We start from the raw sequence: 8,637 nt of genomic DNA, 5'->3' as shown, positions 1-8,637 counted from the left end.
TAGGCGTTTATCGTGAGTTTCTCGTAGGTGCGGAACCAGGAAACAAAGCGCTGCACACCTTCTTCCAGCACGGTTGTAGGGTGCCAGCCGGTTAAAGACTGAATGGCGTCAATGGACGCCCACGTCTTCTCCACATCTGCCTGGGGCCGTGGCAACAGGCGCAGGTTTGCTTTCCGGCCCAGTTCCGTTTCCAGCAGAGAGACAAGGTAGCGCACGGATTCCGGCCTGTGGTTACCGATATTCAGCACCCGCGCCTCACCTGCGGCTGGCGGTTTTTCAAATACCGCCAGAACGCCGGCCACCACGTCAGCTATATAGGTGAAGTCCCGCGCCAGCCCCTCACCCTCATAGAGCGTGACGTCTTCCCCCTGCGCAATGGCGCGGGCAAAGCTGTAATAGGCCATATCCGGACGCCCCCACGGCCCATAGACCGTGAAGAAGCGCAGCCCGGTTTGCGGCAGGCCATAGAGATGACCGTATGCGGAAGAGGCCAGTTCTCCGGCCCGTTTGGTCACAGCATAGAAGGAGCCGGGTTCATCCACCCGGTCTGTCTCCCTGAACGGCATACTGGTGTTTCGCCCATAGACGGATGAAGACGACGCATAGACCAGATGGTCCAGCCGCTTCAGTTTGCGGGCAAATTCCAGCACGGCCACATGGCCCAGCACATTACTGTCCGCAAACACATACGGGTCCCGCATGGAATAGCGCACGCCAGCCTGTGCCGCGAAATGGAAGATACCCCGAATATCGGGCTCCTGCGCAGCCAGAGTATCCAGCGCGTCAGGCTGTGTCAGATCGAGCTGATGAAATACGAATCCCGGCGCCTGCCCAAGCCGCCCGAGGCGAGCCTGCTTGAGAGCGGGGCTATAATATGAGTTGAGGTTATCGATGCCGATAACCCGCTCTCCTCTTTCCAGAAGCGCCTGGCTGACATGGTAGCCAACAAACCCGGCTGCTCCGGTTACTAAAAACGTCACGTTACACCCCCGCTGCCAGGGCTGTACGCACCCCCGGACAGAACGCTCTGCGTCAGGATTTTTTCTCCAGAGACGGTGCTTCCACCTTATCGCCCACAGTAATACCCAGCTTAGCGGTTACCCCGCCTGCCAGTTCCAGCGTTGCACCCACCGGACCGTGGCTGCTGATATGGGCCAGACTGCGCGGCACGGCATTTTCCGCAATGGCCTGAATCCGGTGGTCCGTCCCTATAAAGACGATATCCAGCGGGACCAGCGTATTTTCCATCCACATATCGCTCGGCTGCGGAGTTGCCCACAGGAACAACATGCCGTTATCCGCAGGCAGGGTGGTGCGGAACATTTCCCCCACCTGCTGCTGGCGCGGCGTTGTGGCCAGTTCTACCGAAAAGACGTGACGACCATTCGCCGAGGCGATTGTGAGGTTTTCTTTCGGCAGCGTTGCCTGAGCCTGGGTCGGCTCCCCCATATCTTCGGCCCGAACCGGACTGGCCCCTAATAGCACACCCGCTGTCAGGCAGGCGGCCAGCATACCGCAAATACCCTGTTTCACTCACAAACTCCTGTTAGCCGGCACGAAGGAACGGATTGTTCGCCCGTTCCTCTCCCAACGAGGTCGAGCCACCGTGCCCGGGCATAATGACGATATCGTCCCCAAGGGGAAGTAATTTCTCTTTTAGATTGCTTATTAAGAGGGAACTATTTCCATAAGGGAAGTCCGTGCGACCAATTGTACCACGAAACAAGGTATCTCCGGCAAAAGCAAAACGGGCTTTTTCATCAACAAACACCACATGGCCGGGTGTGTGACCGGGAATATGGCGAACTAAAAAAGTGCGCCCCAGTAGCTCCAGACGGTCTCCGTCCTGCGTATACTGGTCCACTGTTGCATTTTCCATATCAGACAGGCCGAAATGGCGCGCCTGATCCACAATGGAAGACAACAGGAAATCGTCCCGTTTATCCGGGCCAATGATCGTTGGCGCTTTGCCCTGCTCTTTGGCCAGAGCGCGGGACAGGGGAGCAACACCACCGGCATGATCCAGATGACCGTGGGTGAGGAGAATCGCATCCACCGTCAGACCCCGCTTGCGGATGACGTCCATCAGGACGTCCGCATCCCCTCCGGGGTCCACGACCAGTGCGTGCCGGGTGTTTTCATCCCACAACAGGGAACAGTTCTGGCGGAACGGGGTAACAGGCAGAACCTGCAATTGCATGTCGGGATACACTAAATGCAAGACGTCAGGCTCCTTCTTGTAACTATGCGTCTCTATGGGGACCATGGCCGGTTTGCTCGCAGCCTCTCCCCTTACCTTAAAAGGGTTTTCCCATAAAAAAACTGCCGCATGCTGAGCATGGGCAGTTTTTTCAGACCTCGTTCCTGATTTAAGAAATCAGGACGGCAGAACCCAGCCTGTTGCCGGGATATCGAAATGCTTGCGCATGTCGTGTGCCGGAATGTTGGTGAAGTCCTTGTCAAAGGTCTTGATCAGCTTGGCAGCAGCAGGCTTGCTCAGATGCTGGCGGATTTCATGCAGCACCGGAGCCGGAGCAGCCAGCACGAAGCCATCAATCTTCTCACCGCTGTTCACCAGCGCGTTCAAACGGTCAGCCACAACGCGGGCAAAGCCGTCTTTAGCTGCATCTTTCGGCGTGGCACCCGTGGGCATTTTGCCCGGAGTGGCTTCATGTTTTTCGCTGTCGAAGTCCTGCACATCGTGCATTTTGCCTTCGCCATCATGCAGGAAACGGACTTTCCCGCCATCAGCCACAACGTAAATGACGCGTCCGTCTCTTGATTCAATCATGAAATCACTCCTCAGTCTCTTAATAGCACTCATGTTATGACATGGGCGTTGTTCACCTGCCTATCAAGACCCCGTCCCCACGGAAACCTGCCACAAAGGCAGGCCTGACCCCACGTTCCTTCCGTGGGCACAGCCTGCAAGGGCTGGTATAGACTGGATTTTATGACTGTCCCTCTTTCCGCACCTCAGCCGCTCACCCCACTGGACCATGCTCTTTTATGGGCACGGGAAGGCCATGCTGTGGCCCTTGCCACCGTGGTGGGCACATGGGGCAGTTCCCCGCGCCCGGCAGGCAGCCTGATGGCCATTAGTGACACAGGCCGGGTAGAAGGCTCCGTGAGCGGCGGCTGCGTGGAAACCGACGTGATTACGGCCGCGCAAGCCATTATGGAGGGCGCTCCACCGGAAGTGCTGTCTTACGGCGTAAGCAGTGCGCGCGCGTGGGAAGTGGGGCTGGCCTGTGGCGGTAAACTGGATGTGCTGGTGGAAGCTGTGCACTCCCCCGCCTGCCCCTCCGGCACGCTGCCGGAAGCGTTGCTGGCCGAAGCCTGCGCCAAACAGACTGCCCGGACCGGCGCGCTGCTGGCCCGCACGCTGGATGGTGTAAAACATCTTTTAATCTCTGACCTGACGACAGAAACCACGCCCCCGGGCTTTCCGGCGGAGCTGATTCCCGCGGCTCTGGCCTGTCTCAATTCTGGCCGCTGCAGGAATGAACCGGATGCAGACGGACTGGACTGGTTTTTGCAGCCGCTGACCCCGCCGCCGCGCCTGCTGATTGTGGGCGCTGTGCATATTGCTCAGCATCTTGCTCTTCTGGCCCGGATGACAGGCTTTTCTCCCGTGGTGATTGACCCGCGCACAGCGCTGGCTACCCCGGAACGCTTCCCCGGCTTTATTCCTGGGGAAACGCTGCTGACGGAATGGCCGGATGATGCGTTGGAAGAGCTTGGCGTGGATAATATGACGGCCATTGTCACCCTGACGCATGACGCCAAGCTGGATGACCCGACGCTGGAAGTCGCTCTGCGGAGCCCGGCTTTTTATGTCGGGGCGCTCGGCTCCCGCAAAACACAGGCCAGCCGGGTTGAGCGTTTGCAAGAGATTGGATTCTCCGAGCAGGAGATCAGCCGAATCTACGGCCCGGTCGGGCTGGCGATTGGTGCGATTGGTGCTGAGGAAATTGCTTTGTCCATTCTGGCCCAGATTGTCGCGGTGCGGCGCAAGGCGGCCCTTGCGAACAATCCGGGGTGGTAACGCCTTCGCAAGCCGCCGCGCTCGCCATTGTTCTCGCGGCCGGACGCTCCTCCCGCACTGCACCGGCTCATAAACTGCTGGCCCGGGATGCACAGGGCGTGCCGATGCTGGTGCGCACAACCGCTACCGTTCTGGCCAGTGCGGTGAGCAAGGTGGTGGTCATTCTTCCGCCAAACCGGCCTGACCTCTCTTCTCTTATAAGTGACGCCTTTCTCAATACACCCCGGCTTGAAACGCGCATTGCGCAGGACGCACAGGACGGACTTTCCGCCTCCCTGCGAGTCGGGGTGCAGGTCGCGCAGACGGCGCATGCGTCTGCCCTGCTGGTGTGTCTGGGCGATATGCCGCTGGTTTCCGTCGCGTTGCTGAACGCGCTGCTGCGAGACCATGATCAATTTAAAGCGCCTGCCACAGCGCCAGACCGGGGGGACGGCAAACCCGGCAATCCGGTTGTGTGGGATGCGGCGCAGTTTGCAGCTCTTGCCGCCGTGCAGGGCGACCAGGGAGGCCGGGCGATTCTGCGCGCTCTTGGCCCTGCCGTGCATCGGGTTCTGGCCCGTGCGGAGGAGCTGGTAGATTTTGACACCCCGGAACGACTGGCCGCCTATGCCCGTTCTGCACAGGCCCCCGGTTGACCATACGGCTCGCGCCCTGAAAACTGAGGGTCTGTCGGCACGGAGCCGGCCAGCGCATGCGCTGAAAACCTGAAGAGATCCTTATGAGCAAAATTCTGCGCACGAACCCCAACCCGATTCTGTCTGCTGCGGTTGAGTATCACGGCTTTATTTTCACGCAGGGCGTTGTGGCCCGTAATCTGGACGCCGATGCGGAAGGCCAGACCCGTGACATTCTGGAACAGCTGGACACCCTGCTGGAACAGCATGGCACGGATAACACCCGCCTGCTTCAGGCCCAGATCTGGCTGAAAGACATCAAGGACCGTGACGCCCTGAACAAGGTGTGGAGCGCATGGCTGCCGGAAAACGGTGCCCCGGCCCGCGCCTGCGTGCAGGCTATGATGGCTGACCCGCGCATTCTGGTCGAAATCATGGTTGTGACGACCAAATAAGCCTGCCTTTTCCGGCTCCGTGGAGGGGGCTCGGCGTGGCATCTATGCCACAGCAGGGTCGAATCCATGGAGCTGGAACAGATCGGCAACTTTTCTTCCGTCTGCCCCAAAATAAAGAAATTCAGGCATTGTCGTGGCAGGTGATAGGATTTTATTCCTATTTTTCCGTTTTTAGACCCATCGATTCAGCAAACCAAACCTCATGCGAATTTGCCCCGCAATGAGCGCTTGCCTGACTTGCGCAGATGTTTATACCTGAATTCCACATTGACTGAACCGTGATGCAGGGAAGGCACGCTGAAATGCGACAGAGACGGCCCGGAAAATTCAACCTCGCGATGGCCGTTGTTTCTCTTCTGTCGTTATCTGCCTTCATACAGCCGGCCTCTGCAAAGGCTCGTCATACTGTAAGCAACGGGCACCGGAATGGTTCCGTTCATAAAATCACCTTTTCCACCGCATCCTACCACGCGGCAGGCCGCTACGCCGGTGGCCGCTGGCACCCGGCTTCTGGCCGTCGGTTCGGCTATGGTAGCGGTCACGTCATTCAGTGTGTTGCTTATGCCAAGTCTGCTTCCGCCGTCGTGCTGCATGGGAATGCGCGGGACTGGTGGCACAATGCCGCTGGCGTTTATGAACGCGGCAACGCACCGGAAGAAGGCAGCGTGCTGAACTTCCGTGGCATTCGCCGCATGCCGCTGGGCCATGTGGCCGTGGTGCGGAATGTTGTGAACAGCCGCACGATCATCATTGATCAGTCTCACTGGGCTCAGGCTGGCATCAGCCGCAACGTGCCGGTGATTGACGTCTCCCCGAACAATGACTGGTCCGCTGTGCGTGTTGCCCTGAACAACCGCTCCGGCACCTACGGGTCCATCTACCCGACCTACGGCTTTATTTATGCGCGCGCTCCCGGTGAGCGTGGCAACAGCAACCCCCGCAACGATGTCATGACGGCATGGGCCAAGAAGACCCAGATGCAGGGCGGCGAAACCCAGCTGGCGCAGGCTCCGGAAAATGCACACCCGATCACCAGCGGTGCGCAGGACAACTCCATTACGTTTGATGGACAGCAGTAAGACTTCTCCTTACAGCGCATCCTCTGAAACCGCCCCGGTTCTCCGGCGGCGGTTTTTTTGTGCCTACATGACGCTTGCATAACTACATTTTGTACTGATAGGTAAACTCTTAACCAAACGGTACAGAGTCGCACATATGATCAAACCTCCCCTTCCCCCCTTCACCGAACAGACGGCCCCCCAGAAAGTCCGCGCCGCAGAAGATGCCTGGAACAGTCAGGATCCTGCGCATGTGGCGCAGGCCTATACGCCGGACTGTTTCTGGCGCAACCGGACCGATTTCATTCACGGTCGTGAGGAGATTATCGCCTTCCTCACCCGCAAATGGCAGAAGGAACAGGATTACCGGCTGGTCAAAGAACTCTGGGGCTTCCGGCTGAACCGGATGGCTGTGCGCTTTTCCTATGAATGGCACGACAGCACCGGCCAGTGGTTCCGCTCCTATGGAAATGAGCTGTGGGAATTTGAGGAGAACGGCCTGATGCGCAGGCGCGTTGCTTCCATCAATGACATGCCGATCCTTAAGACAGACCGCAAACTGCTCTGGACCGGCCCGCGCCGCCCGGACGATTTCCCCTCCCTGACTGAACTGGGCCTTTAAGACCCATGGCGCGCACGGTTGCTGAAAAAGCCGATAGTCTTCCGCTTCTGGCGGAAGTCTTTCGGGAGCATGGCTATGAGGGAGCAAGCCTGAGCCTGATTTCTCAGGCTACCGGGCTGGGCAAGGGGAGCCTGTATCACTTCTTCCCCGGTGGGAAAGAAGAGATGATGACCGCTGTTCTGGCCAGTATTGACCACTGGTTTGAAACGGAGATTTTCCAGCCCCTGCTCACTTCCGCTTACCCGGCCGCGGCGATTGACGCCATGTTTGTGGCCGTGCGCGCTTATTTTGCTTCTGGCCAGAGGGTTTGTCTGGTCGGGTTGCTGGGGCTGAGTGACAGTCGGGACCGGTTTGCCGAGGCAATCCGGGACTACTTTGCCCGCTGGGTTCAGGCCCTGACCACCGCTTTGCAGCGCACCCACCAGACGGAACAGGCGGCGCGGGAACAGGCCGAGCAGATTGTCGCGGGGATTCAGGGCGCGATTGTGCTGGCTCGTGCGCTTGGAAAGCCAGATGTGTTTGATCGGGTTCTGGATGAGATGAAAGGCAGACAGCCGGGCAAAAGCGAGGGATAATCCCCTGCTCTGTTGCCTCGCTCGTTAAGGACACCAATCGTCTTGCTGCTGACTGCCTCTTTGCCGTGCCTGATTGTGATCCTGAACTGGCTCTGGCCGCTCTCTCTGCCTCTGGCGCTCAAAATCCCTCTGGCACTCCTCATGCTGGGAGCATCCCAGTATCTCTACTGGAGCAAACTTTCCTCCGGCTCCGTGTTTGTGCCGGAATTCCCACGCCCGCTGATTATTCTGTTCAACTGGGCTTTTGGAGCGATCCTGTTTTTAGCGCTTTTACAAATTGTGCTGGATGTGGGCGCGCTGATCGACGCACTGGTGCGCTGGCAGTTTGTCTCTATTCCCGATTCCGTGCGTCTTGCTGCGGCGGGTGTCGCTGGCGTGCTGGCTGCCATTGCGGTTGCCGGAGCGATTCGGGTGCCCCCGGTGCGGGACGTTACGGTTACAATTCCCGGCCTGCCGCCTGCGTTTGAGGGCTATCGGCTGCTCCAGCTCAGTGACCTGCATATTAGCCGTCTCTTCCCGGCGCGCTGGACGCAGGCTGTTGTGGACCGTGCCAATGCAGCCGGAGCCGACCTGATCGTTGTGACAGGGGATTTTATTGATGGCTCCGTGGCCATGCGTCGGGCTGATATTGCGCCGCTAAAAAATCTGCATGCGCCAGATGGTGTGTTCGCGATTCCCGGCAACCACGAATATTTTTTCGATTATCGCGAGTGGATGCAGCATCTCTCCGACCTTGGCATGACCATGCTGCTCAATGCCCATACGGTCCTGACCCGCAATGGCACGCATCTGGTGCTTGCCGGTGTGACCGACCTCTCCGCCCCGGCCCATGGCCAGACCGGCCCGGATCTGGAAGCAGCCCTTGCTGGCCGCCCGGCCAACGCGCCCGTCGTTCTGATGGATCACCAACCGCGCACCGCACAGAATGCCGCCGACCAAGGGGTGGCTCTGCAACTGTCAGGCCATACCCATGGTGGCATGCTTCCGGGCCTCGCCCGCATGGTGGCGCGTGGCAATAACGGTTTTGTTTCTGGCCGCTATAGTGTAGGCGGCATGACGCTCTACGTCAGCAACGGCACAGGCTTATGGCCCGGCTTTGCCCTGCGCCTTTTCTGCCCACCAGAAATGACCCGTTTCTGCCTGCGGACAGGGCCTGCACACTCCTGAAAATCGCTTTTGATGAAAAGAAATCTGCTCTTTCACGCAGGTCACAACATCGCCGCCGATCCAGACATCTTTGTCAGAGCGTGTCACGTAAACCTTAC

Annotated in this window: 11 protein-coding genes (1 of these 11 running past the window's edge); 7 read left to right on the top strand and 4 right to left on the bottom strand. The window is 58.8% G+C overall.

Annotated features, from left to right (window positions below):
- The 4 genes from ACHQGU_RS01740 to ACHQGU_RS01725 form a co-directional block, all read right to left on the bottom strand.
- Nucleotides 1-980: the 5' portion of an NAD-dependent epimerase/dehydratase family protein gene (locus ACHQGU_RS01740; protein ID WP_395495659.1), read on the bottom strand. Its footprint begins 1 nt before the window's first position; the window shows 980 of its 981 coding nt (coding positions 1-980); it begins with the start codon at nucleotides 978-980; its stop codon straddles the left edge of the window (only 2 of its three bases are visible, at nucleotides 1-2).
- A 52-nt stretch (nucleotides 981-1,032) separates the two neighbouring features.
- Entirely contained in the window at nucleotides 1,033-1,512 is a 480-nt protein-coding gene (locus tag ACHQGU_RS01735; RefSeq protein ID WP_062142198.1) for a DUF192 domain-containing protein, read from the bottom strand.
- A 34-nt stretch (nucleotides 1,513-1,546) separates the two neighbouring features.
- Complete coding sequence (locus ACHQGU_RS01730; protein ID WP_082779499.1) at nucleotides 1,547-2,221, bottom strand: MBL fold metallo-hydrolase; 675 nt, start codon at nucleotides 2,219-2,221, stop codon at nucleotides 1,547-1,549.
- 156 nt (nucleotides 2,222-2,377) lie between these two features.
- The gene (locus ACHQGU_RS01725) at nucleotides 2,378-2,791 is read right to left on the bottom strand and encodes a host attachment protein (protein WP_062142200.1); all 414 of its coding nucleotides are present in this window, start codon (nucleotides 2,789-2,791) and stop codon (nucleotides 2,378-2,380) included.
- 162 nt (nucleotides 2,792-2,953) lie between these two features.
- Here ACHQGU_RS01725 and ACHQGU_RS01720 point away from each other — a divergent pair, with 162 nt between their 5' ends.
- The 7 genes from ACHQGU_RS01720 to ACHQGU_RS01690 all read left to right on the top strand — a co-directional run bounded on the left by ACHQGU_RS01720 (nucleotide 2,954) and on the right by ACHQGU_RS01690 (nucleotide 8,539).
- Nucleotides 2,954-4,048, top strand: coding sequence for an XdhC family protein (locus tag ACHQGU_RS01720; protein WP_395495658.1), 1,095 nt, complete (start codon nucleotides 2,954-2,956; stop codon nucleotides 4,046-4,048).
- The gene (locus ACHQGU_RS01715) at nucleotides 4,042-4,683 is read left to right on the top strand and encodes an NTP transferase domain-containing protein (protein ID WP_395495657.1); all 642 of its coding nucleotides are present in this window, start codon (nucleotides 4,042-4,044) and stop codon (nucleotides 4,681-4,683) included. The genes ACHQGU_RS01720 and ACHQGU_RS01715 overlap by 7 nt, the downstream gene beginning before the upstream one ends.
- Before the next feature lie 83 nt (nucleotides 4,684-4,766).
- On the top strand, nucleotides 4,767-5,117 hold the full coding sequence (locus tag ACHQGU_RS01710) for a RidA family protein (protein ID WP_395495656.1): 351 nt from the start codon (nucleotides 4,767-4,769) through the stop codon (nucleotides 5,115-5,117).
- Nucleotides 5,118-5,419: 302 nt separating this feature from the next.
- Entirely contained in the window at nucleotides 5,420-6,196 is a 777-nt protein-coding gene (locus ACHQGU_RS01705) for a CHAP domain-containing protein (RefSeq protein WP_062142203.1), read from the top strand.
- A gap of 136 nt (nucleotides 6,197-6,332) precedes the next feature.
- Nucleotides 6,333-6,797: a nuclear transport factor 2 family protein gene (locus ACHQGU_RS01700; RefSeq protein ID WP_062142204.1), complete on the top strand. Its 465-nt coding sequence runs from the start codon at nucleotides 6,333-6,335 to the stop codon at nucleotides 6,795-6,797.
- A 5-nt stretch (nucleotides 6,798-6,802) separates the two neighbouring features.
- Complete coding sequence (locus ACHQGU_RS01695; RefSeq protein ID WP_395495655.1) at nucleotides 6,803-7,372, top strand: TetR/AcrR family transcriptional regulator; 570 nt, start codon at nucleotides 6,803-6,805, stop codon at nucleotides 7,370-7,372.
- A 42-nt stretch (nucleotides 7,373-7,414) separates the two neighbouring features.
- The gene (locus tag ACHQGU_RS01690; RefSeq protein ID WP_395495654.1) at nucleotides 7,415-8,539 is read left to right on the top strand and encodes a metallophosphoesterase; all 1,125 of its coding nucleotides are present in this window, start codon (nucleotides 7,415-7,417) and stop codon (nucleotides 8,537-8,539) included.
- Nucleotides 8,540-8,637: the final 98 nt, after the last annotated feature.

This window comes from Acetobacter sp. KSO5, assembly GCF_044094635.1.
Taxonomy (GTDB): domain Bacteria; phylum Pseudomonadota; class Alphaproteobacteria; order Acetobacterales; family Acetobacteraceae; genus Acetobacter; species Acetobacter cerevisiae.
Note: the sequence above shows the minus strand (reverse complement) of the source record. Positions and strands in the feature narration are given on the sequence as shown.

Excerpts from the sequence above, each read along its gene's own strand:
- ACHQGU_RS01695 (WP_395495655.1), top strand. The coding sequence starts at position 6,803 with ATGGCGCGCACGGTTGCTGAAAAAGCCGATAGTCTTCCGCTTCTGGCG.
- ACHQGU_RS01725 (WP_062142200.1), bottom strand. The coding sequence starts at position 2,791 with ATGATTGAATCAAGAGACGGACGCGTCATTTACGTTGTGGCTGATGGC.
- ACHQGU_RS01735 (WP_062142198.1), bottom strand. The coding sequence starts at position 1,512 with ATGCTGGCCGCCTGCCTGACAGCGGGTGTGCTATTAGGGGCCAGTCCG.
- ACHQGU_RS01700 (WP_062142204.1), top strand. The coding sequence starts at position 6,333 with ATGATCAAACCTCCCCTTCCCCCCTTCACCGAACAGACGGCCCCCCAG.
- ACHQGU_RS01710 (WP_395495656.1), top strand. The coding sequence starts at position 4,767 with ATGAGCAAAATTCTGCGCACGAACCCCAACCCGATTCTGTCTGCTGCG.
- ACHQGU_RS01720 (WP_395495658.1), top strand. The coding sequence starts at position 2,954 with ATGACTGTCCCTCTTTCCGCACCTCAGCCGCTCACCCCACTGGACCAT.
- ACHQGU_RS01705 (WP_062142203.1), top strand. The coding sequence starts at position 5,420 with ATGCGACAGAGACGGCCCGGAAAATTCAACCTCGCGATGGCCGTTGTT.